Raw genomic sequence first — 24,795 nt, forward strand, 5'->3', positions numbered from 1 at the left:
CGGAGGGTACCGTCCGGTACGCCGATCCGGCGCACCTGCGCCGCGTGATCGGGCCCGGCTCCCGGGATCGCGCCGACCGCGACCGACGCGGGCCCGCCGTGCCGGCAGTACGAGCGTCGTCGCACGGCGGGCATTGCGGGATTGCGGGCATCACCCCAGCAGATCCAGCCATTCGTGCTCGGGAAAGTGGCCGGTCACGTAGGTACGCACCGTCGCGCGCTGTGCCGAGGTCAGGTGCGGCCAGGTCCGCTCGAGATCCGCGCGGTCCTTCGGCCTGCCCTGCTTGGCTTTGAAGATCAGCACCAGTTCCGGGTTGAGGTACCGGATGCCGTCGTCGGCGATCCAGGTCACCTCGTCGAGCGGTGCGACCATGGCGCGATCGCGCCGGTTGACCCATGCCCCGTCCTGTCCCGGATTCAGCAGGAGGTCGATCAGCCACGGCGACCGGGCGTTCGCGCGCAGCCACACCTGATCGGCGTTCTCGGCCACCTCGGGGAAGCGCTCGTCGACGGGGCGGATGCCGTCCGGGCCCGCGGACCAGATGTGCAGGCGGCCGCGTGCGGCGGTGCGCAGAGCGGGCAGGTCGGCGCGGAACATCGCCACGTCGATGTCGCTGTGTTGCCGCCGGGTGCCGGTGCAGGCGTCGATCGCCCAGCCGCCCGCGATCCACCACGGAGCAGCGATGTCGCCGAGGATCTCGCCGACATCGCCGGGCATGACGGACGCCCAAGGGCCCCAGAGATCCTGGAACTCGGCTTCTTTCGCGTCACGCGGCGGTGGAATCGGAAACTCGCGCAATGGTGCCCCTCCCGTCGGATACGTCGTCCGACGCTACCCGGAGGAGGACACGGCTCACCAGTGGGTGACGACGGGGTCGCCCACGCCGATCGTGTGATAGACCCATTCCGCGTCGTCGGGAGCGAGGTTGATGCAGCCGTGGCTGACGTTCGCGTACCCCTGCTGGTCCACCGACCACGGGGCCGAGTGGATGAAAACCCCACCCCACGTGAGCCGTTCGGCGAATTCACCGTTGATGATGTAGCCCTCCGGCGAACTCAGCGGAATGCCGATGGTGCGGGAGTCGAACACGACGGACCGAAACTTCTCCAGCACCGGCCAAGTGCCCGTCGGCGTTTCGTATCCCGGCTTGCCCATCGAGGCGGGCATCGTCCGGACGACCGTGCCGCCGACGGTGAGCGTGAACGTGTGCGCCGACATGTCCGCCTCACCGAAAACGCCTGCGTTGGTGCGGAACTCCGTGCGCACGCCGCCGACCGAGACGAGAATGCTCGCTTCGGCGGGCAGGAACCCGGTCGGCGTCCACGTCACTTCGCGGTCGTCGGTCCACGTGAAGGTGCCCGGCAGCGGCCGGGTGGTCGCGATGTCGATGGACTGTTCCGTCCGTGCGCGATCCGTGACGGGTGCGGCGAAACGAATGGTCACCGGATGGGCCACGCCCACCACCTGGCCGTTCGATGGTCCGATCGCCGCCACCGCGGGCGTCGACGGCTTTCCGATCATCGTCGCTGCCGCCGCGCCCGACCCGAACGCGGCCAGCGCCACGATCACGGTCGCGAGGAACAGGTATCGAATGGCGCTCCTCATGGCGTCCACCCCTTCGAGCTGGTGTGGTAGGCAAGGATCAGTCTAGGCCCCCATGATCAACTCGGCCACGGATGGAACTGGTCCGCGGTCCGGTTGTGATCGGGGGCACGCCCACCATTGGCCGCTTACCCGGCCGAGCCGGGTCGAAACGGGTGCTTTTCCGAGCCGGCGCCGGTCAGCGTGATCCGCCGGATGTCACCGGTTCCGGCACGGCCGCCGCTCGCGCGTCGAAATCCGCTCGGGCGGCGAGGATCCGGTCCTGGTGCTCGACGGCCCACACGCCCATGGCGTGGGTGATCGCACCGATGCTCGCGCCCATCTCGGTGAGCGAGTACTCCACCCGGGGCGGCACCGTGGGGTAGACCGCGCGGCGCACGAGGCCCTCGCGCTCCAGGTCGCGCAGCGTTCGGGTGAGCATCTTCTGGGTGATGCCGTCCAAGCGGCGGCGCAATTCGTTGAAGCGGATCGGCCCGTCGTGGCCACGCAGCACGCCGAGCACCAGCATCACCCACTTGTCGGCGAGCACGGTCAGCACTTCCCGCGCGGGGCAGTGGTGGAGGTAGTTGTCGACCAGGTTGCCGGCCGCGGGCCGGTCGCAGACAGTATCCATTGGGTACCTCGGTATCGAAAAGGTGCCTTCTTTCCGAAAGGTACCATCGGTCGCCAGAATCGGTGCATGCTCGCAATCACGCAATACGCGTTCGGTGGCCCGGAAGTGCTCCAAGTGGTCGAGGTGGACCGGCCGCGGCCCGGACCGGGGGAGGTACTGGTGCGGGTCGCCGCGACCAGCGTGAACGCCGCCGACTGGAAAGTGCGCGCCGGATTGGTCGGGAAGCTCGGTGATCCACCGCTGACGCTGGGACTCGACGTGTCGGGTGTCGTAGCCGAACTCGGATCCGGCGTGGACCGGTTCGCGATCGGTGATCCGGTGTACGGCATGGTGTTCGGCGGCGCGAACGCGGAATACGTGGTGGCGCAGGCGCATACGTTGGCGCCGAAGCCGGGGAACGTCGACCTGGTGCAGGCCGCCGCACTGCCGACGGCGGCGCTGACCGCGTGGCAGGCGCTGGCCGCGCTCGGCGCCGGACAGCGCCTGCTGGTGCACGCGGCGGCGGGCGGCGTCGGGCACCTGGCGGTACAGATAGCCCGCCACCGCGGCGCGTACGTGATCGGCACCGCGCGCGCGGCCAACCACGAGTACCTGCGCGGACTCGGCGCGGACGAGGTGATCGACTACACCGCGGTGGATTTCGCCGCCGCCGTGCGCGAGGTGGACATCGTGCTCGACCTGGTCGGCGGTGCGTACGGCGCCCGCTCGCTGCCGGTGCTCCGGCCCGACGGCAGGTTGATCGACACCCAGGGCTCGGACGCGGAGGGCGACCCGCGTTACGAGCGGTTCTATGTCGAACCGTCCGGGGTGTCGCTGCGCGAGATCACCACGATGGTCGAGCGCGGTCATCTGCGCGCGACCATCGACCAGGTGCTGCCGCTGGCGGACGCCGCGAAGGCGCACGAACTCAGCGAGTCGGGGCGGGTGCGCGGAAAGATCGTGCTGGTCGCTTGGGACCCGCCTGCCTGACGGCGCGGGCCCGGGACAATTCCGGTGCGGACGTCAGCTGCGCACGGCGTGCAGGACGTCGGCGTGCAGGGCATCCGCCCGGGCGGTGAGCTCGTCGATCCGCACCAGGACCGCGGCGAAACGGTCGCCCTCGGCGGCGGGCAGCGATGCCACGTTGATCTCGATATTGAGCTGCGAGGAGGTCGCGGCGGCGCGGCAGGCGTCGGCGGCCGCGCCGATGTCGGTGACGACGTTCGGGTTCCCGATCGGCAACAGCTCCGCCGCCAGCGACAGCACCTCGTCCGCCTCGTCGACGACGGCGGCGGGCACCCGGGCGGCCTCGATCAGCGCGGCGTTGATCGCCGCGGTGCGGGCGGCGAGCTCCTCCGCGGTGTCCTTGGGCAGCTTGTAGGCGGCGCCGACGGCGGTGAACGCGGCGGCGTCGGCGTCGGCCAGCGCGAGCGCGCGCTCGCGGGCAGCGTCGGCGGCCTCGATGATCCGGTCGACCACCGGCCGGTTCTCGGCGTCCTTGGCGCGCGTGGTGTAGCGCGCGACCATCGCGACGAGCGCGGCGGCCTGGGCGGCGTGCAGCGCGGCCACCGCGCCGCCGCCCGGCGCGGGAATCTTGGCGGCCAGATCGCTCAGGTACTGCGCCAAGGCGGCCCCGCCGAAGGACGACGCAGTTTCCGTGGACGACGAGCTGGTCTGCGACACGAGGGTGTTGCCTTTCGTTTACGGCGAGGATGGTCTACGAGGTAGACGCTACCCCGTGGCGCCGGTCGCTCGGTGGTGACCACGCCTTGCCGGGCCTTCCCCCGTGGCCGGTGCGCGGCCGGGACGTACCCGCCGTTATGTTGAGTGCCATGCGGATCGGATTGAGCATCAACTACTCGGGGGGCTTCAAAGAGGCGGCGGCCGAAGTCGCCGACCTCGAGCGGGCGGGCCTGGACATCGTGTTCGTGCCCGAGGCGTACTCGTTCGACGCGGTGAGCGCGCTCGGCTACCTGGCCGCCAAGACCACGCGCCTGCAGCTGGCCTCCGGCATCCTGCAGCTCTACACGCGCACCCCGAGCCTGACCGCCATGACCGCGGCGGGCCTGGACTTCGTCTCCGACGGACGCTACGTGCTCGGCCTCGGCGCATCGGGTCCGCAGGTGATCGAGGGCTTCCACGGCGTGCCCTACGACGCGCCGATCGGCCGCACCAGGGAACTGGTGGAGATCTGCCGGAAGGTGTGGCGCCGTGAGCGCCTGGAATACCAGGGCAAGTACTACCAGATCCCGCTGCCCGCGGGACAGGGCACCGGCCTGGGCAAGCCGCTCAAGCTGATCAACCACCCGGTGCGCGAACGCATCCCGGTGCTGTTGGCCGCGCTCGGGCCGAAGAACGTGGAACTGGCCGCCGAGATCGCCGAGGGCTGGCAGCCGATCTTCTTCCTGCCGGAGAAGGCGAAGGATGTGTGGGCCGACTCGCTCACCGCGGGTCTGGCCAAGCGCGACCCGGCCTTGGGCGAGCTGGACGTGTACGCGGGCCCGGCCCTGGCCATCGGGGACAACGTCGAGCCGCTGCTGGAGTTCGTGAAGCCGCATCTGGCGCTCTACATCGGCGGCATGGGCGCCAAGGGCAAGAACTTCTACCACACCCTGGCCACCAAGTACGGCTACGGAGCCGAGGCCGACCGCATCCAGGAGCTGTACCTGGCGGGGGAGAAGGAGGCCGCGACCAAGGCGGTTCCCGACCAGCTGGTCCGGGACATCTCGCTGGTCGGCCCGGCCGGATACGTCAAGGAGCGGGTCGCCGCGTTCAAGGAAGCGGGCGTCACGGTTCTGAACGTGGTCCCGATGGCGGCCACCGCCGCCGAGCGCGTCAAGCTCATCGAACAGCTGCGCGAACTGGTCTGAAAAGGGCGCTGCCGCCGTCGACGGGTGCGACGGCGGCAGCGGTGCGAGTCAGCTCTGCCGCAGCGACGCCAGCGCGGCGTCCAGGGTCGAATGCAGCGCGAACACCTGGTCCAGGCTGGTCATCTTCAGCTGTCTGCTGGTGGCGGGCCCCTCGGCGACGACGGCGATCGCGGTGGTCGAGCCCGCGCGCTGGTGGGCGGCCACGAGCGTGGCCATACCCGCCGAGGCGAGGAAGCTGACCTCGGTCAGGTCGATGATGAGGGCCGCGGGCTTGCCGCTGAGGATGGCATCGATCGCGTTCTCCAGCGCAGGCGCCGTCGCCAGATCGACCTCGCCGGCCACCGTCAGCACCGTCGCGCCGTCGCGGGCCGCGACCGTGGTGGTCATCGTGTCCGCGAGGGGATACGCGTCTCCGGAAGTATTGGTCACAACATCACAACACACAAATCGCGGCAGATTCGCAACCTTTGAGTGTTCATAGAGCTAACCATACCCGTCTCGCCGCCCGCCCTGCCGCGAAGACCATCGGAGGGACGTGGTCTCAGACCCGCACGTCGTCAGAGATCGGCGCCTCGGACCTGCTGCTGATGGCGGCCATCGAGCAGGGCAGCGCCGATCCGGAGATCGCGGCCGAGGTGAGGGGCGCGTTCGCCGAACTCGACCGCTGTACCGCGGTGCAGGGGCGCGATGGGACGGTGCCGACAGCGACATCGCTGGGGCTTCGATGGCGTGCACGGGCCGACGAGGCGATCGCCGACTTCCGGCCGAAACGACCGGCCGGACCGTACCGACGACAGAAGGAGAATGACCACCCACTGACGCTGCGGGAATTCCGCGCCCGCCTCGTCGAACGGCTGTGACACCTGCCGTGGATACCGCCGAGACCCCAAGTGGCGAATCTCGCGCACCGGTGTCCGCTCCGAGTCAGCGATGATCAGCGGATCGCCGAAGTAAATCTCGGTCCGGATGGCTCGTGTCAGCAATCTTCGAGGAAACTTCTGTGGCATGGTGTCGGCTGTGCGGACAATCCTGATCACGGGGGCGACATCGGGTATCGGGCTGGAGTCGGCTCAGCAGCTGGCGGCGCGGGGGAATCGGCTCGTCTTGGTCGGGCGGAATCCGGAGAAGCTCGCTGCCGCCGCGCAGCTGGTCCAGGGCGCTGGGGCGGCGGGAGTCGACACGCTGGAGTGCGATTTCGCGTCGCAGGCTTCGGTGCGGCAGCTGGCGAAGCAGGTTCTGTCCGGATACGACCGGCTGGACGTGCTGGCCAACAACGCGGGCGGCTACCACAAGACCCGGACCGAGACCGTGGACGGCATCGAGGCCACGTTCGCGGTCAACCATCTCGGTGGCTTCCTGCTCACCGAACTGCTGACGGAGCTGATGGTGCGCAGCGCCCCGTCGCGCATCGTGTTCACCTCGTCGGTCCTGCAATACGGCGCCACCATGGATTTCGCGGATCTGGGTTTCCGGCAGGGATATTCGGGGGAGAAGGCATACAGCCGCTCCAAGCTGGCGAACGTCCTCTACACCCGGGCGCTGGCGCGGCGCCTGGAGGGAACCGGCGTCACGGTGAACGCCTTCCACCCCGGTGCGGTGGCGACCGGGATCTGGGACGCGATGCCCTGGTTCGGGCAGCCCTTCGTGGCGCTCGCCAAACGATTGTTCATGATCTCCGCCGCCGAGGGCGGACGAGCGCTGAGCTACCTGGCCACCGATCCGGAAGTCGCCGCCGTCAGCGGCTGCTACTTCCAGAACAGCCGCGTCAAGGCTCCGTCGCGTCTGGCGCAGGACGACGCGCTCGGGCAACAGCTGTGTGAAGTCAGCGCGGCCCTGGTCGGACTCACCGGGTAGGGGCACCCACGACCAGCGACACGTTGTCGCGAAGCACCACGACCATCGATGCCGACTGAAGCGGAAAGCAGGGGAGCATGCTTCGTACTCGTTTCGAGTCGATCGGCGCGTACACGCCGGCGACCGTCCGCTCCACCGAAGACCTGATCGCCCAGCTGGCCGTGCCGCGATCGCTGGATCTGGAGCGCATCACCGGGATCAAGAACCGGCGTGTCTACGACTCGGATCCGGACCGGTACGAATCGTCGTTCGAGCTGGCGTTGCACGCGATCGAGGACTGCCTGTGGCATTCCGGCTACCGGGCCGACGAACTGGACGTCGTCATCTCGGCCTCCATCACGCGTACCCGCGGCGCGGGAATCTTCTGTTACGCACCGTCCTTCGCGCTCATGCTCGGCAACGCCATCGGCGCGAACGCGGCCAGGCACTTCGATGTGTCGAACGCGTGCGCCGGGATGATCACCGGCGTGCTGGTGCTCGATCGCATGATCAAAGCCGGTGCGGTGCGCAACGGGCTGGTGGTCAGCGGGGAGCAGATCACGCCGATCGCCGAGACGGCGCTGCGCGAGATCAGCAAACCCTACGACCCGCAATTCGCGGCGCTGACGGTCGGGGACGCGGCGGTCGCGGTGGTGCTCGACGACCGTGGCGACGATGACGACGAACTGCACTACGTCGAGCTGATGACCGCCGCCGACGGCGCCGAGCACTGCATCGGCATGCCCAGCGACCGCACCGGCGGAATCGCGATGTACACCGACAACCGCGCCATGCAGAACGAAGCCCGTTACCGCCAGGGCATCGACCGCATGGCCGACTTCCTCGCCGAGACCGGACGCACCTGGGAAAGCGAGAAATACGACTACTGGATTCATCATCAATTCAGCGCGCCCGCCATCGAGTACATCTCGGATCTGACCGAACGACATTTCGGCACGCCGATGCCGCAGGCCCTCAACGTGCTGCACGACTACGGCAACACCGCTTCGACCTCCCACTTCCTGGTCTTGCACGAACATCTCGCGCGCAAGAAGATCCCGCGGGGATCCAAAATCCTCATGATCCCCGCGGCATCCGGAATCGTCTCCGGATATCTCGCCGCGACGATCTCCCGCTTGGCGGCGTGAGCATGGCGACGACGATCGTCTCGGCCGCGACGAACCGCGACCTCGACACCGGCAGCTACCTCGACCTGGCCACCCGCGCGGCGCTGGCCTGCGTGCAGCGTTCGGATGTCGGCCTGCACGAGATCGGGATGCTGGTCAACGCGGGCGTCTTCCGGGACAGCAACATCTCCGAGCCCGCGGTGTCGGCCCTCATCCAGAAGCGGATCGGTCTGGGCCTTACCTACGCGGCCGGGCGCGTCCCGGTGCTGTCCTTCGACCTGATGCACGGCGCCTGCGGCCTGCTGCACGCCATCGCGGCCGCCGACACGTTCCTGGCCACCGGCACGGTGCGGTACGCGTTGCTCGTGGCGGGCGACGCCCATCCCTCGACCGAGCGCCACGTCGCGGATTTCCCCTACAGCGCCAGCGGAGCCGCGCTGCTGCTCGGAACCTCGCCCACCGCGGGCGGATTCGGGCGGCTGCACACGCGTGACACCACCGGCCCGGTGGGCCCGATCGCCTTCGTGCCGCTGAACGACGTCGGCGCCGACGGCCGCGTCGCCATGTGCGTCCGTGCCGGCGCGGAGGACCGGGTGGACTCGGCGGCCACGGTGGTGCGCGCCTGCCTGGACGGCGAAGGGCTCGGCCGCGAGCACTTCGCCGCAGGACACGCGCTGCTGCTGGCTCCCGACCAGGCCGCCGACTTCCGCGCCCGGCTGGCGGGCTCGCTCGCCATCCCGGCGCGGTCGGTCGTCGGCTTCGACGCAGGCATCGGAGATCCCTACACCGCCGGGCCGGTGCACGCCTACCTCCACGCACGGCGAACCGGCCTGCTCGACACCGCCCGCACGGTGGTGTTCCTCGCCGTGGACGGAGCATCGGCAGCCTGTCTGGCCTACCGTCCGCGGTCGGTGTCGTCCGCGCGAGCCGGGACATCGACAGGCTCCGGCGCCGCGTTCGCTCGGCAGTAGCACGCGCGCGCGGACAGCTGCCAGTGTCCGAGCCGTGGATATCCGAGCAGCCGAGACGGGCTCAGCGATCCCCGAGGCCGGGCGTCGGTGCGGCCCTCGCGCCGGCCGACAGCAGCTTCTCGGCCAGCGCGCGGCTGCGTCGGGCGAGTTCCGGCGGGTCGAGTATCTCGAAGTCGTGCCCCAGCAACAGCATGTGCACGAGCACGAGGTCGAGGCTGTCGTCGGCTCCGCTGCGGACCTCGCAACACTCGCTGCCACGCGGTAGCACGACTGCCGCCGACGCCGGTATCTGCGCGCGGACGGTGTCGGCGCAGGCGTGCACCAGGAAGCGGGCCTGTAGCGCGTAGACCCGGCTCGCCACGCCTTCTTGCACGTAGGCCGCGGCCTCCGGCGTCGCGCGCGGGCGGAAGCGCCAGGTCCGCGCGGCCACATCGGTCATCCGGTCGACGCGGAAACTGCGCCAGTCCGCGCGATCGAGGTCGAAGGCCAGCAGGTACCAGCGCCGGTCGGAGGCGACCAAACGGTAGGGCTCGACCCGCCGCCGGCGCACCCGGTCCCCTGCGGGGTAGTCGAAACCGGCTTCGACCTCGTCGCGGCAGGCTCTGGCCAGGGTCATCAGCACGTCGGGTTCGACCGGTGCGTGGCCGCCGCCGAAGGACTCCACCGAGCCGGAGAGCGCGTGCACTTCGTGCCGCAACCGGGTGGGCAGCACCCGGTCGAGCTTGGCCAGCGCCCGCAGCGCGGCGTCACCCGCGCCCGCGACCGTGGCGCCCGCGCCGCCCAGCAGCGAGACCGCGGTGACGATCGCCTCCTCGTCGTCGAGCAGCAGCGGCGGCAGTTCCTGCCCCCGGCCGAGCCGGTAGCCGCCGCCGACTCCGTGGCAGGCGTGCACCGGATAGCCCAGCGCGCGCAGCCGCTCGACATCGCGCCGTACCGTGCGCGGCGTGACGCCCAGCCGCTCGGCCAGCTCGGGCCCGGTCCAGACCTGGCGTTGCTGCAGTAGCCCGAGCAGCGTGAGCACGCGCTCGGTCGTGCCCCGCTCGGCACCGTTCGCGGCCTCCATGCCGCTCAGCCTGCCAGAAACAGCGGACCGATTCTGTCCGCTAGGGGTGTCAGGGTTGCGGCATGGACGCAGACGCTCTCGATTGGAACCGCACGTTGCGCGAGCAGTGGGAAGTGCACTGGAACCAGCAACTCCGCGACCGGCTCGACGGCCTCACCGACGAGGAGTACTTCTGGTCGCCGGTACCGGACGCTTGGAGCGTGCGGCCGCGCGGCAGTTCGACGGCGCCCGTGCAGGCCGGCGCGGGGGATTTCACGATCGACTATGCCTTCCCTCACCCGGTCCCCGCGCCGTTCACCACCATCGCCTGGCGGCTCGGTCATGTCATCGTCGGCGTGCTCGCCGTGCGCAACGCGGCCCACTTCGGCGCGCCCGCGGCCTCGTACGAGACATGGGAATACGCGGGCGACGCGGCCACCGCGCTCGACCAGCTCGAAGCCCAGCTCGACCTCTGGCTGACGGGAGTGCGTGGTCTCGGCGACGAAGGGCTCCGGGTCCCGCTCGGCCCGAAGGAACCCTTTCCCGACGCTCCCATGGCCGATCTGGTGCTGCACATCCACCGCGAGCTGATCCACCACCTGTCGGAGGTCTGCCTGCTGCGCGACCTCTACCTGCACACCGGCGCAGGCAGGAAACCGATCACCACGACCGGCCCCGCATAGCCGAGCGCCGAGGGCCGAGCCGCGCGGTTTCGGGCGCGCAGCCTCGGGTAGAGCGGCTTCGGGGAGACAACCGTGGCTGGAAGGAGGCCATGATGAGCACCGGCAACGCGCTACCGCTGACCGACTACGACCAGCTGACCACCGGATCGATCGAACACCGGGTCCGCTCGCTCGAACTCGACCAGGTGCGGCGACTGCTCGAACACGAGCGTGCCACCGCGCATCGGCCCCGGGTCGTCGAGATCCTCTCGGCGCGCATCGCCCAACTCGAGGCGGGTGCGCAGCCGTCGGGCGGTGATCCGAGCAACGCGCCACCGGTCACCGGCGAGAAGGGCGGCTCGTCGGCAGACCCCGCCCGGTCCCCTGAGGACAACACTCCGCTGCGCCACGGCGTCGCCGGGCAGACACCCGCGCGCGGGAAGCCCTGACCGGCGGCTTCGCCGACTCCGGCGGTCAGCGGTGCGCCGCGCTGATCTGGGCCGCGACGATGCGGACCAGATCGCCGAGTGCGATCTCCACGTCGGTGAGATGCAGGCCCCAGGTCGCGTCCGGGACGGCGTACAGCTCGGGGCTGCCCGGCTCCGGTGTCGCCAGCAACGCTGTCGCTTCGCCGTCGCGCACGCACTGGAGCCGGTACCGCTCGGCGGGGACCAGCCACGGCGTCGGCGCGGCGACGGCGGACGGTCCGTGGCGAAGCGCGAGTTCGGCGCCGAGTGGGCTGGGTACGGGGCTGGTTCTGAGCACGGTGGACGCGATGCGGGCATCGTTGTCGCGCAACGATGCCGGGTTGGTGCAGGCGATCTCGTAGTCCGGGCCGTACGGACGCGGCAGCGGCTCCGGCGTCGTGGGGTTGCGGCCGAATCGGCTGTCCGGGGGCGGCGTCGCGCCGAAGGTCTGCCAGGCCAGGACGCACCGGGTCTGCTGCTCGCCGCGGCACAGCGGCAGGTACCGGAAGTCGCCGCCGACGTCACCGTTCTTCGGTACCACCACATTGCCGCCCAGCAGGATCGCCGACAGGATCCGGTCGCGCACCGCCTGCTGGGGTTCGATCTCCTCCCGGAGCAACTGGCGCAGCATGCGCGCCCCCTGCGAATGCCCGAGAAGCACGATGGGCCTGGTCTTTTCGCGCTCCGCGAGGAACTGCCGCCACGCCCGCAGAACATCCTCGTACGCGATGCGCGCCATCGCGGCGCGCTCGTCGGGGGAGTAGGACCGCTCCCGCGCCAGCGCGGCGAGGGTGCGCTGCCGGTACACCGGCGCGAAAACCTGACAGACCTGGGAGAACCGGGCCGCCTGCTGCTCGGCGACCGCCCGTACCTCCGGGGTCACCGCGGTGTCGGAGTTGGGTGTCGGCTCCGCGGACACGGTCGGGTACACGTAGAAGCAGTCCACCCCGGAGTCCACCGAAGGCGCCGGGTCATCGCGCGCGTCGGGTTGCCCCGCCTGCCGCACCGTGGTCGCCGCGTCGCCCCGGCACGGATCGTCCGCTCGATCCGGCCTGCACAGCCACACGACACCGGTGTCACCGGCTGGGTCCGCCGCTGCGCCGGCCGACGATCCCGCCAGCAACCCGACTCCGCACACGACGGACGCGACCACCCGCCGCCACCGACCGACCCGCATCCTGTCCACCTCGCTCTTCCGCGCCCGACTGCTGCGGCAGACCTCGCCGCACCGAGTCCGTTCGGGCGCTTCGACGGCGTCAGCCTACTGCGGACGGCTCTGCGGACGGTTCAGTTCCGCAGGGACAGGCGGCCACCCGCGTTGCGGAAACGCGCTCGGCCGTCCCGGATGTCGTGGTAGGAGACCAGCAGCAGCCGCAGGTATCCGTCGAACGTCTCGAGCGGGTATCCGGCGGGCGCGAAAAGGCCCGGCCGGATCGGCACACAGCGCTGCGGAGGGGCCGTGCGGACCAGGATCTTGTCCGCCGCACCCGGCGCGGCCAAGGCGAACCGCGGCAGGTACCGCGTCACCGGAGCGTCGAGATCAAGCAGTTCCCGCTCGACCTGCTGGAGGACCAGCATGGTGGTCAGCACCTTCGTCACCGAGCCGAAAAGGAACCCGGTGTCCGCACGCATCGGCGCGCCCGTGGCGGTGTTCGCGACGCCGTGGGCGACGATGATCTGAGCGCCGGCGTGGTGGACGCCGGCGACGAGTCCGGGCACCCCGTTGGACGCGCAGTAGGCGGCGGCCTGCTCGCGGATCGCGGCTTCGACGATGTGCAGTGCGTTGTCGTTCATGCGATCACCGTCCAACCTTGCCCCTGGGGAAAGGTCAAGCCCGGCAGGCGGAGTCCTGCCCTCGGTTCGGCTCGCGGGGGTGGGAGGGAGGGTTCGCGGTGCGGGACGAACCCAGCGCCGCGACACCTGTCGTCGAGCATGGCATCGCGACTCACTACTCCCGAACAATCGAGAATTTGCATCAACATGATGGGTGCTGATCTGCGATCGAACAGACCAATAACCTGCTCATTCGGGAAAATTCTGTTCGAATCTCTCGGTAACCCTTCCGTATGCGCGAGAATATCGACTAACATACGGCGCGGGTCCTGTCGCGCAGGTCCGTGCGGTCGGACACCTCCCCTCCAGTGGTGTCCCGGTTCGCACGCGGCGACGTGGATCGAAGCGAAAGGATGCATCGACGCATGCTCAAGAAGCTGGACCGAATACTCGGCTACGAGATGAAGGTCTCGGAGTTCCTCGGCACTCTCATCATCATCGGCGTTCCCTATGGTCTGGCCGGGGTGATCTGGACGCTCACGCACACCGGTCATCTGCGCGATATGCACGGCATCGATCTGCTGATGTCGTTTCTGGGATCGATCGTGTGCTGGCCCGTGCTGACCTTCTCGAATGTGTGTATGACCTGATGATGGCTTTGGTGTGGCTCATCGACGTTCTCGTGATCGTGGTCAAGATCCTCGGTGGGCGGATGAAGGTCAATCCCGTGCTCCGCTTCGGGCTGTGGGTGGCCGTGCTCAGTTCCTTCCTGGCCGGGTGCGCGGCGCTCGTCGCGCTCGCGGTGTTGTTGCAGCGTTGGCTGGAAGCCCTCTCCTAGCGGCCCCGCCTGCGGGTCGCCGCTCGACGGGGGCGAAGAATAGCTGATTACTTACCACCGGGGTGCGACGTTCGGTGGAATGATATGCGTGCTTGTGTGCCATATCTGTGCAGTTCAAAGCGGTATCCCAGGCTGTGTCGCCGTCTGCGCGCACTGATTCGGGATACCGATTTCGGTGGAATAGTCAATCACTTGTAACTTGTCTGCCCGCTGTGAGGTGTGCAACACTTCACACGCTCCGCGCCATCGAAGGGGCGGCCGCCGGGCGCGGTGGACGAGAAATCGGAAAGGAACGGCGACCGGTGACTGCCTCGCTGCGAACGCCAGCCGACAAGCGACCTCCGGGCGAGCTCGGGAAGATGATCGACAGCGCCTCGGGCTTGTGGCGGCGCCACCCCCAGCGGTCGCTGGAGACCCTGGGCAGGCAGGTCACTCTGGGCAGGGAAGCCGTTGTCCAGCTGTTCGTTTCGCTGGTGCGGGGGCGGTTCCCGTACCGGGAATTCATCAAACAGTGCGCCTTCATGGCCAACGTGTCGGCGGCGCCGACCGTGTTCGTCGCCATCCCGATCGCCGTCGTGGTCTCCATCCAGGTCGGCGCGCTCGTGAATCAAGTCGGCGCCACGACGTTCATCGGCGCGGTCGCGGGATTGGGCATCATCCGCCAGGGCGCGCCGCTGGTGTCGGCCTTGATGGTCGCCGGTGCGGTGGGCTCGGCGATCTGTGCCGATCTGGGCTCGCGAACCATCCGCGAGGAGATCGACGCGATGATGGTGATGGGCGTCGACCCGGTGCGCCGCCTGGTCGCGCCACGGCTCGCGGCCGCAGTGCTGGTGAGCGTCCTGCTGTGCGGATTCGTGGTGTTCGTCGGATTCGCGACCGCCTACATGTTCAACGTGTACGCCCAATCCGGGACGCCGGGCTCGTTCATCAGCTCGTTCGCGTCCTTCGCGGTGGCCGACGATCTGATCATCGCCCTGGTCAAGGCCGCGATCTTCGGGGTGCTCACCGCGGTCATCGCCTGCGACATCGGCCTGCACGCGCACGGCGGCCCGGGCGGCGTCGCGAACGCGGTGAACTCGGCCGTGGTCAGCTCGGCGCTGATGCTGTTCGCCACCAACATCATCCTCACTCAGCTGTACAACACGCTGTTCCCGGCGAAAGTGGTGTGAGCATGGCGAGCAGTTACACACCTCCGGCGCTGCGGCCGCTGCACACCGTCGGGAAAGCCGCGCTGGCGCCCGTGCACGCCAATCAGCGGGTGGGCCACCAGGCCATCACGTTCTTCCAAGCGCTCATCGCCATCCCGTTCGTGCTGAAGCACTATCGCCGTGAGGTCGCGCGGCTGACGGCCGACGTCGGCTGGGGCAACGGCTCGCTCATCGTGGGCGGCGGCACGATCGGCGTGGTCGTCATCCTGTGCGCGTTCGGCGGCATCATCGTCGGCATGGAGTCGTTCACGGCTCTGAATCTGCTGACGATGTCCCCGCTGACCGGAGCGATCTCCGGGTTCGCCACCACCCGCGAACTCGCGCCGATCCTGGCGACCTTGGCGTTCGCCATCCAGGCGGGCTGCCGGTTCACCGCGCAGCTGGGCTCCATGCGGATCTCCGAGGAGATCGACGCGCTGGAATCCATCGCCATCCGCCCGCTGCCGTATCTGATCAGCACCCGCATGATCGCCTCGACCCTGACCATCATCCCGCTCTACAGCATCGGTCTGGCCACCGCGTACCTGGCCACCAAGATCACGGTGCTCTTCCTGGGCGGCACGGCGGCAGGCACCTACGATCACTACTTCTTCCAGTTCCTGATCGGCCCGGACGTCTTCTTCTCACTGCTCAAGGTAGTGGTGTTCGTGCTGCTGTCGACGTTCATCCAGTGCTACTACGGCTACGTCGCCACCGGTGGCCCGGAAGGCGTCGGGGTGGCGGCCGGGCGCGCCATCAAGATGGTGATCGTCGTGATGGTGTTCGCCAATCTCTTTCTCACGTTGACGATCTGGGGCATCGATCCCGGATTCCGGATCTCGGGGTAAGGCCGACGATGATTCTCGACCCCAGTGGTCGCGGACCGACCGCGAAGCAGTTGACCCTCGCCGGGTTGGCGGTGCTGACGACGGTCGCGGTCCTGCTGTATCTGCTCGCGCTGCGCTACACCGGCTACTTCGAGGACAAAGTCCCGGTGACCGTGGTGCTCACCAGCACCGGCGACGGCTTGCCCGGCCGGGCCGACGTCAAATTCCGCGGCATGGTCGTCGGCCGGGTCGCCGCGGTGGACGTGGTGGCGAGAGGCGCCAGCCAGCAGGCGCGGGTGGATCTCAAACCCGGTGTCGCCGAGACGATCCCGGTGAACGTGACCGCCCGGGTCATCCCGAACAACCTGTTCGGCGTCACGGCGATCGAATTCGTCGACAACGGCCCGGAAACGAGGACGTTGCGCGCCGGTGCCACCATCCAGGAGGACACCAGCAGCGAGACGGTGGCGTTGCAGACGACGTTGAACGTGCTGCGCAACGTGCTCGAGAAGATCCAGCCCGAGAAACTGGGCCGGGTGCTGGCCACGCTCGCGGCGGCGCTGGATCCCTCGGCGCGCGTGCCCGGCTCGACGGTGGAGCGCCTGGACAACTGGTTGACCGAGATACGGGCGACGCCGGGCATCGACGCGCTGCTCGGCGATCTCGGACGGGCATCCATCGCGTTGAGCCAGTCGGCTCCCGAGCTGGTCGGGGTGCTCTCGGAGTCGGTGACCACCGCGCGAACGCTGGCCGAACGACGGTCGAAGCTCATCGACCTGCTGGCCACCGGCAACGCGACGGTCGACTCGGTCAACGCGCTGTTCGCCCGCAACCCCGACGCGGGCAAGTTCCTGGTCTCCGGCCTGGACGATCTGTTCGGCGGCTTGGCCAAGGATCCCGAGGCCATTCCGTACACCGCCGCGAACCTCAACGTGGCGCTGCAACGGCTGGCGACCACGTTCCACTTCGGCCCTTCCAAACAGATGGTGTGGAAGATGGATGTCTCGTTCACGCCGTTCCAGCAGTACACCGCGAAGGACTGCCCGCACTACGGCGACCAGTACGGCCCCCGCTGCGGCGGGGCCACGGTGCCGGAGGTGGCGCCGGAGCAGAACTACCCGCCGCAGCTGATGCCGAAGTGGCTCGACGCCGCGGGACCCGCACCCGTGCCGGTCGCGCCCGCGCCGCTGGGCGCCATGGGGCTGGTGCTGCCGGGCCTCCCGGCGATACCGGGTCTCCCGTTCATCCCCGGTCTGCCGTCCATCCCGGGTCTTTCGCCGGCGCCCGCCCCCGCGGCGCCCGCCGAGCCGGCACCCGAGAGTCCGGGCGCCACGGCGCAGCCGATCGCGTTGCGCGGACCCGACGCCGTCGCGGCGATCGTCGGAGCGCGCCCGACCGTGGCGCAGTATCTGCTGCTGAGCCCGGTGCTCGCGGGCGGATCGATCACCGTGCACGAGGCAGGCCGAGGAGGGCCCCGCTGATGAGGTCAGGCAAGGCGCTGGCGGGATTCAGCCTGTTCGCGGTGGTGGCGATCGCGCTCACCGTGACCATCTGGTCCACGTTGCAGCGGTCGGTCTCGGGGGACACCGAGCGCTATTCGGCGGTCTTCTCCGATGTGCTCGGTCTGCGCGTCGGCGACGACGTGCGCATGGCGGGCGTGCGGGTCGGCCGCGTGGACAAGATCGATTTCACCGACGGCTACCGCGCCGAGGTCGAATTCCGCATCGATGCGCGCCAGCATCTCACCACCACGACGAAGGCGCTGGTGCGGTACCAGAACCTCATCGGACAGCGGTATATCGCCCTGGCGCCGGGCAAGGAAGCGGGCGCCGTCGTCGCGGCGGGCGCGCGGATCCCGCTGGAGCGCACCGAGCCGTCGTTCGACGTGTCCGCGCTGTTGTCCGGGTTCGAGCCGCTGTTCAGCGTGCTGCAACCCGATCAGGTCAATTCCCTGTCCGAGACGTTGATCCAGGCCCTGCAGGGCAATCAGGTGTCGCTCAGCAGCCTCATCACCCAGGCGGCCGATCTGGCCGGCACTTTCGGGCAGCGGGACAAGATCCTCGGGGAGGTCCTGACCAATCTCAGCTCGGTGATCAGCGGCCTGGCCAATCGCAGCGGCGAACTGGAGACCCTGCTCACCCAGGCGAGGGCTCTGGTCGAGGCGCTCTACTCCCAAGGCGAGAGCCTCAAGCATTCGGTGGACACCGTCGCGCACACGACCGACTCGCTGACCCAGCTCATCATGCAGGTCAAGCCGGGCTTGGCGAAGGCGCAGAACGACGCCACCACCGGTGTCGCGTTGCTGCTGCTCAACGGCGCGTCCCTGGACCGGGCGGCAGTCGAACTGCCCGCCGTGCTCAACGGCGTCGCGCGCTTCACCAGCAACGGCGCCTACGGAAACGCCTACCTGTGCGGCCTCGACGTGTCCCTGTGGGGCGTGGTGTTGCCGCCGGGCCTGTTCTCGCAGGTGGGCGGCAACTCGCATTCGGAGGTGTGCCGATGATCAAGCGCGTTCCGTGGCCGGGCTTCCTGCGCAACAGGTATCTGCGGCTCGGCCTCATCGCCGCCGCGACGGTGGCCGCTCTGCTGATCGGATCGAGTGTCCTGACCCAGGCCCGGCTGGGCGACAAGACGATCCACGCCGAATTCGCCCAAGCCGCGGGTTTGCGTCCCGGCGCGACAGTGGACGTGTCCGGCATCGAAGTGGGCGCGGTGCGCGCGGTGCGGCTCGAAGGCGCGAAGGTCGTGGTGGATCTGAAGGTGCGCCGCGATCTGCGTCTGGGCCCCGACGCGCGTGCGGCCATCAAGATGTCGACGATCCTCGGCCGACTGCACGTGGATCTGGTGCCCGGAGACGGAAAGGGCCTGCCGGGCAACCGCATCCGCATCGAGAACACGTCGGTGCCGTACAACCTGAGCAAGGTCATCCAGGACCCGAAGTACAAGAACTCCTTCGAACGCATCGAACGTCTCGATCCGCAGAAACTCCGTCAGGCGCTGGACCTGGTCGATCAGCAGATGGGGGATTCCCCGCAGCTGGCGGTGCAGGCGCTCGACAGCATCGGCGCGCTCGCCAAGGTCGTCACCGACCGCCGCGACGAAGTGGACGCGCTGCTCAAGAGCATGGATCAGGTGTCCCAGCTCGTCTCCGACAACCAGAACAGCGTGCTGTTGTTGCTGACCCGCGGCGAGGCGATCGGCAACGCCGTCCAGAAACGCCAGCAGTTGCTGAAACAGTTGCTCGACAACGTCGCGGCTCTGTCGCGGTTGCTGCAGGAAATGGGTCTGGAGAACAACGGTCAGCTCGCGCCGCTGATCCACGACCTGAACACCATGTCGGAGGGATTGGTCAAGAACCGCGAGAATCTGGACCGGCTCTACGAGAACATGCCGATCGCCTTGCGGCAGTTCAACAACGCCGTCGGCAACGGACCCTACGGCGACGTCTGGGCGCCGTGGTTCTTCCCGGACAACTGGCTGTGCTTCGCTCGAGCCGTACAGGGGTGCAATTGATGAGAACACGACGATTCGCACAGCTCGGCGTGCTGATCGTGGCCGCGCTGCTGACCGCGAGCTGCGGGCTCGTACCGGACAGCCTGACCTCGCTGCCGAGGGAGTATCTCGGCGAGCGCATCCGCATCAGCGCCGATTTCGAGAACGTCGCCGGACTGTACGCGGGCAACGAGGTCGCGGTGCTGGGCGTGCCGGTCGGCCGGGTCGACACCGTGACGGCCAAGGGCAGCTACGTCCAGGTCACCATGAGCTTGGAGAAGGGCACCGAGGTTCCGGCCGACGCCATCGCCGCCCTGGTGTCGCCGCAGCTGATCACCAACCGCCACGTCGAACTCGCGCCCGCCTACAGCGGAGACGGGCCGCTGCTCACCGACGGGACGCACATCCCGCTGGCCAGGACGCGGACACCGGTCGAACTCGACCGCATCCTGCAGAACTTCGACCAGCTCGGAGCCGCGCTCAAAGGCGACGACCGCGACGGGCCGATGGCAAGCCGCGTCCTGTTCCCGCTCCTGGACGGCAACGGCGACAGACTGCGCGCGACCTTGGACGCGCTGTCCTCGGCGTTCGAGGTCACCTTCGCCAACAAGGACCAGATCTCGAACACGATCATCAAACTCAACGAGATCACGCAGATCATCGCCCAGAACGACCAGACCGTGCGTGATTTCAGCGGCCGCCTCACCGAACTGGTGCAGCTGATGGGTGACCAGGCGCCCGGCCTGCAGGCGGTGCTGCGGCAACTGGACCAGTTCGTCACCAACACCTCCACGCTGGTGGGTGAGAACTCCGATCAGCTCGCGGGTGCGCTGGAGCGGTTCACGACCATCACCGAACAGATGCGGGCCAACGCCCGCGGCCTCACCGAGATCGTCGACGTCGGGCCGTTGCTGTTCGAGAACCTGTCCAACGCGGTCAGCCGGGAACACCAAGCGCTGCGCCTGCACGCGCTGACCGACAAGGTCCTGCTCGACAACGAGGTGGTGTCGCAGTTCTGTGAGCGCATCCAAATGCGTCTCGATGGCTGCCGCACCGGGAAGGTCCAGGACTTCGGACCCGACTTCGGCCTCACCGCGGCACTACTGGGGATTTCGAAATGATCGGAACGAACCCGCTTCGACGCACCGCGGTGGCGGCCGCGCTGGTCGCGGCGATGGCCACCGCCACCGGCTGCGGCGTGACGGTGGCGAACCTGCCGATGCCCAAACCCGGCATCGGCGCCCCCGGATACACCATTCGCGCGGCCTTCCGCGACGCGCTCAATCTGCCCGATCACGCGCACGTGAAGATCGGCGGAACCGATATCGGCGTCGTCACCGCGATCAGCACGACCAACTTCATCGCGGAGGTGGAAATGCTGATCAGGGAGGACATCCAGTTGCCGAGGGGCACCACCGCGGAGCTGCGCCAGGCGACCCCGCTCGGCGACATCTTCGTGGCGATGACCTTGCCCGCGACCACCTCCGGCGGCGAGAACCTGCGCGCAGGCGACGTCATCGGCACCGATCACACGTCGGCCGCCGCGTCCGTCGAGCAGCTGATGATGTCGGTCTCGATGCTCATCAACGGCGGCGGCATCAACCAGGCCGCCAAGATCACCTCCGAGATGGACTCGATGTTCGCAGGCCGCGCACCGCAGCTGGCGCACCTGCTCAGCGAACTGACCAATGTCATCGCCGCGCTGAACCAGCGCACCGGCGACATCGACAGCGTCCTGACCGGGCTCAACGTGCTCACCGGTGAATTGGCCAGGCGCAAGGCCGAGTTGGGCGACGCCGCGGACACCTTCCCCGGGCTGCTGGCAATGCTCGCCGAGAACAACCAGTCCATCGTCGACCTGCTGGACAAGGTCTCGACCACGATGACCGCGCTCGGCGATTTCACCGAGACGACCGGTCCGCAGGCGGTGAGCCTGTTCGACAGCATCCAGCGGTTGATGGCCGGGTTCACCCAGATGGGCGACGACCTGGGCGGAACGCTGGACGGGCTGCACACCATCTATCCCTCGCTGATGGCCAGCCTGGACGGACCAGCTCTCGCCGTCGCGGCGACGGTGTCCTACCTCAGCGTCGGCGCCCTGACCGATCCCAGCGGCAGCAGGCTGCCCGAGATCGGCGACGTGCCCGCGTTCATCGGCAGCTTGGCACAGGTGATCGAGAAGGTGATCGGCCGGGTCACCAGTCCGCCGCAGCAACCTCAGCAGCAGGGAGGAGAGCGATGAATCCCCCCTTGTGGCGATGGCTGGTGCGCCGTCGCGTCGCGGTCGCGAACTTCGGATTGATCGTGGTGCTCGTTCTCGGCGCGGCCTATCTCGGCGCCGAAGTCCTGCGGTTGGATCCGCTGCGCGACGACTACACGGTGACCGTGGAGTTGCAGTCGTCCGGCGGCTTGGCGGCGGGCAACGACGTCACCTTTCGCGGCACCAGGGTCGGCAAGGTCCGCGAGGTGAAGGTGGCGGGCAGCGGCGTCGCGGCCGTGGCCCAGATCGACGCAGCGGCGAAGATTCCGGTGGGCGGCACTGTCGCCGTCGGCCGGCTGTCGGCGGCGGGCGAGCAGTACCTGGACTTCCGCCCGGATTCCGACACCGGCCCGTACCTCACCGACGGGGCGCTGGTGGAACGTTCCCAGACGACGGTCCCGGTGACCGTGCAGTCGGTGCTGACCAATCTCAGCGGTTTCATCGGCGGGCTCAACCCGGACCGGTTGAACGTCATCATCGACGAACTCGACAAGGCGCTGGCCGGTGGCCCCGACCAGTTGCGCAACATGGTGTCCGGCATCAGCCGCGCGATGGCGGGGCTGTCGGATCTGCTGCCGCAGACCCGGCAGCTGATCGAGAACCTCGAGGTGATCGCCGAGACCACCTCGCATGCGCAGCCGGACCTCGCGACACTCACGCGCACGGGCGGCGTGCTGTTCGAGCAGCTGACCGCGGCGGACCTGGAAGTGCGCCACCTCTTGGACGAGGGGCCCGCCCAGCTCGGCACCCTCGGCGGCTTCGTGTCGCGCACCCAGGACCCCATCACGAATCTGGTGACGAACTTCGTCGCGATCACCAAGGCGGCCAAGCTGCGCGCTCCGGCGATCGCGGCGCTGTTCCCCGCGTTGCGGGTCGGTTCGGAGGCGCTGGGCATACCCGCCCACGACAACGCCTTCTACACCCTTGTCGACATCTGGCCGCGCCCCACCTGCGAATACGACACCATCCCCGTGGTGCCCACCGACAAGATGACCGACACCAGGGTCCGGCTCTACAACTACTGCGTCACCAACGATCCGGCCTTGCAGGTGCGTGGTTCGGCGAACGCGCCACGACCCGCCGTTCCGGACAACGGGGCCACCATGCCCCCGGGCGTCCGTGGCGACGAACTGTCCCGCCCGGTGCCCGGCAACTAGGAGATTCCGATGAAGAGTGAAGACGTCGACCACGTCGCCGAAACCGAGTCGCCCGCAGCGCAACTGGACGAGAAGGTCGTCGCGCCGGAAAAAGCCGGCGTCGGTGCCACGACGCAGGCCGCGGACGGCGGCACGGATCCCGCCGAGCGGGGCGCGGCGGACTCCGGTGGCCGGTGGCGCAGGCTGCGCCGTCTGCCCATCCGGCGTCCCGGTCCGATCGTGGTGCGCTCGGCGGCGGCCGTCCTCGTGGGTGTGTCGGTGGCCTCGGCCGGTTACTGGTACGTCCAGAGCCGCAACAGCGAGAATCTGCTGGCCGCGCAGGAGGACGCCCGCGCAGCGGCCTGCCGCTACGCGCCCATCCTGGCCAACTACGACTCGAAGAATCTCGACCCCTACTTCGCCGCGGTCAGCGACGGCGCCACCGGTGACTGGAAGAAGCAGTTCGAATCCACCAGCACGGAACTGCGTACGGTACTCGGCGAAGGCCAGGTCACCTCGGCCACGCGCGATGTGCAGTGCGCGATTCGCGCCGGTGACGAGCACTCCGCCGAAGCGATCGTGGTCATCGGCCAGACCATCACCAGTCTGGGCACCAAGGGCAAGCCTGCGCCGGGTCAGTTGTCGATGGTGATGCGCTTGGAGAAGGTGGGGGACCGGTGGCTGGTGAACAAGGTCAACTCGCCGTTGGCGTTACCCACCCAACCCTGACGCGGGTGTCGTGAAGAGCGCCAGATCCGGATCGGCCGAGCCCGGTCCGGAACGGGTGGTGCGCCGGCGCCCGCGCAACCGGCGGGCGCAGATCGCGGCCACGTCCGCGGCCGCGTTCGGCGCCCTCGGCTATCACGGCGTGAGCATGGAGGAGATCGCGGCGAAGGTCGGGATCAGCTCCGCGGCGCTGTATCGCCACTATCCCAGCAAGTATTCGCTGTTCCGCGCGGAGCTGTTGCGCTTGGGCCAGGTGACCGTGGACGCGGTGATACTTCCCGCGCAGGCCGAGAGCTGGAGTGCCGAGGCTCGATTGCGATACGTCATCGATGCCCTGATCGCCCAGGCCGTCACCAATCGTCCCACGGTGACCCTGGCGCGCTGGGAAGGCCGCTATCTGGACGACGAGGACGGCAAGACCCTCACCGATCAGTTCGCGACCTCGATCGCCGCGCTGCGCCGGCTGATCGGTGCGGTGCGCCCGGGGCTGAGCAAGCGTGACGAATTCGTCCGCGCGGTGGCGATACTCAGCATCGTCAGCAGCATCGGTGATCACCACGCCGCCCTTCCCACGAAATCCCTCTCGGCCCTGCTGGCCTCCGCTTGCTGGACGGCAGTGCATGCCGCGCTGCCCGCCTTCGCCGAGGTCTCCACCGAGCCGCGGCCGACGGACCCGCCGACGCCTTTCAAGCATCAATTGTTGCTGGTGAAAGCCGTGCAACTGTTCCATGAGCGCGGATATCCGAACGTCAGCGTCGAGGACATCGCCGCCGCGGCGGACCTGACCGCCGCGTCCGCGGTCTACCGCTACTACCGCAGCAAGAGCGACCTGTTGACCGCCGCTTTCCGGCGCGCCGCCGACCGGGTGGCCGACGCCATCGGCCCAGCCATCGCGTCCTCGGCCACTCCCTTCGAGGCGCTGACCGAATTGATCACGCTCTACGTCGCGGGCTCCTTCGCCGAGCGGGAGCTGACGTTCGTCTACTACACGGAGTTCTCGCATGTCCCGGCCGAGGACCGGGTCGTGTTGCGCAACATCCAGCGTCTGTCGGTGGCGGAATGGGGCAGATTGCTGGTCGCCGTCCGTCCCGAGCTGTCCGAAGCGCAAGCGCGCATTCTCGTGCACGCCGCCTTCGGTCTGGTCGTCGACCTCGGCAGGGCGCTGGGGGACGGCAGCCGCGGCTGTCCGGAGGACGCCGTGGCGCGACTGATGCAGGTCACCCTGTTCGATACGGCGATACAGCCACCCGGTGTGCGGAAATAACGCTCCGGCACGATGATCGACGTCCGTAAGGAATCGGGAGACACATATCAGTGCATAAGACGCTAAACATACACGTAAAGTCCTTTTACATTGCGTCGCTCCTAGATTTGAGTCTAGAATGATCAG

28 protein-coding genes are annotated in these 24,795 nt (G+C 68.6%); 20 read left to right on the forward strand and 8 right to left on the reverse strand.

The annotated features are described in order from the left end of the window. Nucleotides 1–150 precede the first annotated feature (150 nt). The 3 genes from U3653_RS14290 to U3653_RS14300 form a co-directional block, all read right to left on the reverse strand. Entirely contained in the window at nt 151–717 is a 567-nt protein-coding gene (locus U3653_RS14290) for a nucleotidyltransferase domain-containing protein (protein ID WP_195080117.1), read from the reverse strand. 135 nt (nt 718–852) lie between these two features. Beyond that, nucleotides 853–1,605, reverse strand: a complete 753-nt coding sequence (locus U3653_RS14295) for a L,D-transpeptidase (protein WP_195080116.1) — start codon at nt 1,603–1,605, stop codon at nt 853–855. Between the two features lie 175 nt (nt 1,606–1,780). Further along, nucleotides 1,781–2,215 carry a winged helix-turn-helix transcriptional regulator gene (locus tag U3653_RS14300; protein WP_195080115.1) on the reverse strand — a complete coding sequence of 145 codons (435 nt, stop codon included), beginning with the start codon at nt 2,213–2,215 and terminating at the stop codon, nt 1,781–1,783. 66 nt (nt 2,216–2,281) lie between these two features. Here U3653_RS14300 and U3653_RS14305 point away from each other — a divergent pair, with 66 nt between their 5' ends. Continuing rightward, nucleotides 2,282–3,184, forward strand: coding sequence for an NADP-dependent oxidoreductase (locus U3653_RS14305; protein ID WP_195080114.1), 903 nt, complete (start codon nt 2,282–2,284; stop codon nt 3,182–3,184). A gap of 33 nt (nt 3,185–3,217) precedes the next feature. Here the strand turns inward: U3653_RS14305 and U3653_RS14310 are convergent, their stop codons facing one another. Further along, complete coding sequence (locus U3653_RS14310; protein ID WP_195080113.1) at nt 3,218–3,877, reverse strand: cyclodeaminase/cyclohydrolase family protein; 660 nt, start codon at nt 3,875–3,877, stop codon at nt 3,218–3,220. A gap of 149 nt (nt 3,878–4,026) precedes the next feature. Between U3653_RS14310 and U3653_RS14315 the strand changes: the two genes are divergently transcribed. Continuing rightward, complete coding sequence (locus U3653_RS14315; RefSeq protein WP_195080112.1) at nt 4,027–5,064, forward strand: LLM class F420-dependent oxidoreductase; 1,038 nt, start codon at nt 4,027–4,029, stop codon at nt 5,062–5,064. A gap of 48 nt (nt 5,065–5,112) precedes the next feature. On the opposite strand, the gene U3653_RS14320 is transcribed toward U3653_RS14315, so the two are convergent. Beyond that, nucleotides 5,113–5,451, reverse strand: a complete 339-nt coding sequence (locus U3653_RS14320) for an STAS domain-containing protein (protein ID WP_195043116.1) — start codon at nt 5,449–5,451, stop codon at nt 5,113–5,115. 200 nt (nt 5,452–5,651) lie between these two features. Between U3653_RS14320 and U3653_RS14325 the strand changes: the two genes are divergently transcribed. From U3653_RS14325 to U3653_RS14340, 4 genes are all read left to right on the forward strand, one after another. Continuing rightward, entirely contained in the window at nt 5,652–5,924 is a 273-nt protein-coding gene (locus tag U3653_RS14325; protein WP_195080111.1) for a hypothetical protein, read from the forward strand. Between the two features lie 157 nt (nt 5,925–6,081). Then, the gene (locus U3653_RS14330) at nt 6,082–6,918 is read left to right on the forward strand and encodes an SDR family oxidoreductase (RefSeq protein WP_195080110.1); all 837 of its coding nucleotides are present in this window, start codon (nt 6,082–6,084) and stop codon (nt 6,916–6,918) included. Nucleotides 6,919–6,995: 77 nt separating this feature from the next. Then, nucleotides 6,996–8,045 (forward strand): 3-oxoacyl-ACP synthase III family protein, encoded by a 1,050-nt coding sequence (locus tag U3653_RS14335; RefSeq protein WP_195080109.1) that lies wholly within the window; start codon nt 6,996–6,998, stop codon nt 8,043–8,045. Then, nucleotides 8,042–8,995, forward strand: a complete 954-nt coding sequence (locus U3653_RS14340) for a hypothetical protein (protein ID WP_195080108.1) — start codon at nt 8,042–8,044, stop codon at nt 8,993–8,995. The genes U3653_RS14335 and U3653_RS14340 overlap by 4 nt, the downstream gene beginning before the upstream one ends. Before the next feature lie 61 nt (nt 8,996–9,056). Here the strand turns inward: U3653_RS14340 and U3653_RS14345 are convergent, their stop codons facing one another. After that, the gene (locus U3653_RS14345) at nt 9,057–10,058 is read right to left on the reverse strand and encodes a helix-turn-helix transcriptional regulator (RefSeq protein ID WP_195080107.1); all 1,002 of its coding nucleotides are present in this window, start codon (nt 10,056–10,058) and stop codon (nt 9,057–9,059) included. Between the two features lie 62 nt (nt 10,059–10,120). Here U3653_RS14345 and U3653_RS14350 point away from each other — a divergent pair, with 62 nt between their 5' ends. Continuing rightward, nucleotides 10,121–10,720: a DinB family protein gene (locus tag U3653_RS14350; protein WP_195080106.1), complete on the forward strand. Its 600-nt coding sequence runs from the start codon at nt 10,121–10,123 to the stop codon at nt 10,718–10,720. 92 nt (nt 10,721–10,812) lie between these two features. Further along, a complete protein-coding gene (locus U3653_RS14355; RefSeq protein ID WP_195080105.1) occupies nt 10,813–11,148 on the forward strand; it encodes a DUF8129 domain-containing protein in 336 nt (111 codons plus the stop codon). Between the two features lie 25 nt (nt 11,149–11,173). Here U3653_RS14355 and U3653_RS14360 read toward each other — a convergent pair whose 3' ends face one another. Together U3653_RS14360 and U3653_RS14365 are read right to left on the reverse strand one after the other, a co-directional pair. Further along, nucleotides 11,174–12,343: a DUF3089 domain-containing protein gene (locus tag U3653_RS14360; RefSeq protein ID WP_195080104.1), complete on the reverse strand. Its 1,170-nt coding sequence runs from the start codon at nt 12,341–12,343 to the stop codon at nt 11,174–11,176. 110 nt (nt 12,344–12,453) lie between these two features. Next, nucleotides 12,454–12,960, reverse strand: coding sequence for a serine hydrolase domain-containing protein (locus U3653_RS14365; protein WP_195080103.1), 507 nt, complete (start codon nt 12,958–12,960; stop codon nt 12,454–12,456). A 404-nt stretch (nt 12,961–13,364) separates the two neighbouring features. Between U3653_RS14365 and U3653_RS14370 the strand changes: the two genes are divergently transcribed. The 12 genes from U3653_RS14370 to U3653_RS14425 all read left to right on the forward strand — a co-directional run bounded on the left by U3653_RS14370 (nt 13,365) and on the right by U3653_RS14425 (nt 24,669). Then, nucleotides 13,365–13,589 carry a hypothetical protein gene (locus U3653_RS14370; protein ID WP_195080102.1) on the forward strand — a complete coding sequence of 75 codons (225 nt, stop codon included), beginning with the start codon at nt 13,365–13,367 and terminating at the stop codon, nt 13,587–13,589. Between the two features lie 2 nt (nt 13,590–13,591). Beyond that, nucleotides 13,592–13,777: a hypothetical protein gene (locus tag U3653_RS14375; RefSeq protein WP_397068577.1), complete on the forward strand. Its 186-nt coding sequence runs from the start codon at nt 13,592–13,594 to the stop codon at nt 13,775–13,777. Between the two features lie 359 nt (nt 13,778–14,136). Beyond that, a complete protein-coding gene (locus tag U3653_RS14380; protein WP_195080304.1) occupies nt 14,137–14,946 on the forward strand; it encodes an MlaE family ABC transporter permease in 810 nt (269 codons plus the stop codon). A 2-nt stretch (nt 14,947–14,948) separates the two neighbouring features. After that, nucleotides 14,949–15,812, forward strand: coding sequence for an ABC transporter permease (locus U3653_RS14385; protein WP_195080100.1), 864 nt, complete (start codon nt 14,949–14,951; stop codon nt 15,810–15,812). 8 nt (nt 15,813–15,820) lie between these two features. Beyond that, on the forward strand, nt 15,821–17,272 hold the full coding sequence (locus U3653_RS14390; RefSeq protein ID WP_195080099.1) for an MlaD family protein: 1,452 nt from the start codon (nt 15,821–15,823) through the stop codon (nt 17,270–17,272). After that, nucleotides 17,272–18,294 carry an MlaD family protein gene (locus U3653_RS14395; protein ID WP_195080098.1) on the forward strand — a complete coding sequence of 341 codons (1,023 nt, stop codon included), beginning with the start codon at nt 17,272–17,274 and terminating at the stop codon, nt 18,292–18,294. The genes U3653_RS14390 and U3653_RS14395 overlap by 1 nt, the downstream gene beginning before the upstream one ends. Beyond that, nucleotides 18,291–19,304, forward strand: coding sequence for an MlaD family protein (locus U3653_RS14400; protein WP_195080097.1), 1,014 nt, complete (start codon nt 18,291–18,293; stop codon nt 19,302–19,304). The genes U3653_RS14395 and U3653_RS14400 overlap by 4 nt, the downstream gene beginning before the upstream one ends. Further along, nucleotides 19,304–20,404 (forward strand): MCE family protein, encoded by a 1,101-nt coding sequence (locus tag U3653_RS14405; RefSeq protein ID WP_195080096.1) that lies wholly within the window; start codon nt 19,304–19,306, stop codon nt 20,402–20,404. The genes U3653_RS14400 and U3653_RS14405 overlap by 1 nt, the downstream gene beginning before the upstream one ends. Beyond that, a complete protein-coding gene (locus U3653_RS14410; protein ID WP_195080095.1) occupies nt 20,401–21,525 on the forward strand; it encodes an MCE family protein in 1,125 nt (374 codons plus the stop codon). Before U3653_RS14405 ends, U3653_RS14410 begins: the two co-directional genes overlap by 4 nt. Beyond that, nucleotides 21,522–22,700 (forward strand): MCE family protein, encoded by a 1,179-nt coding sequence (locus tag U3653_RS14415; RefSeq protein ID WP_195080094.1) that lies wholly within the window; start codon nt 21,522–21,524, stop codon nt 22,698–22,700. Before U3653_RS14410 ends, U3653_RS14415 begins: the two co-directional genes overlap by 4 nt. Before the next feature lie 9 nt (nt 22,701–22,709). Beyond that, complete coding sequence (locus tag U3653_RS14420) at nt 22,710–23,408, forward strand: hypothetical protein (RefSeq protein ID WP_195080093.1); 699 nt, start codon at nt 22,710–22,712, stop codon at nt 23,406–23,408. A gap of 10 nt (nt 23,409–23,418) precedes the next feature. Further along, nucleotides 23,419–24,669, forward strand: a complete 1,251-nt coding sequence (locus U3653_RS14425) for a TetR/AcrR family transcriptional regulator (RefSeq protein ID WP_195080092.1) — start codon at nt 23,419–23,421, stop codon at nt 24,667–24,669. Nucleotides 24,670–24,795 lie beyond the last annotated feature (126 nt).

It is taken from the genome of Nocardia implantans (assembly GCF_035544775.1).
GTDB lineage: Bacteria > Actinomycetota > Actinomycetes > Mycobacteriales > Mycobacteriaceae > Nocardia > Nocardia implantans.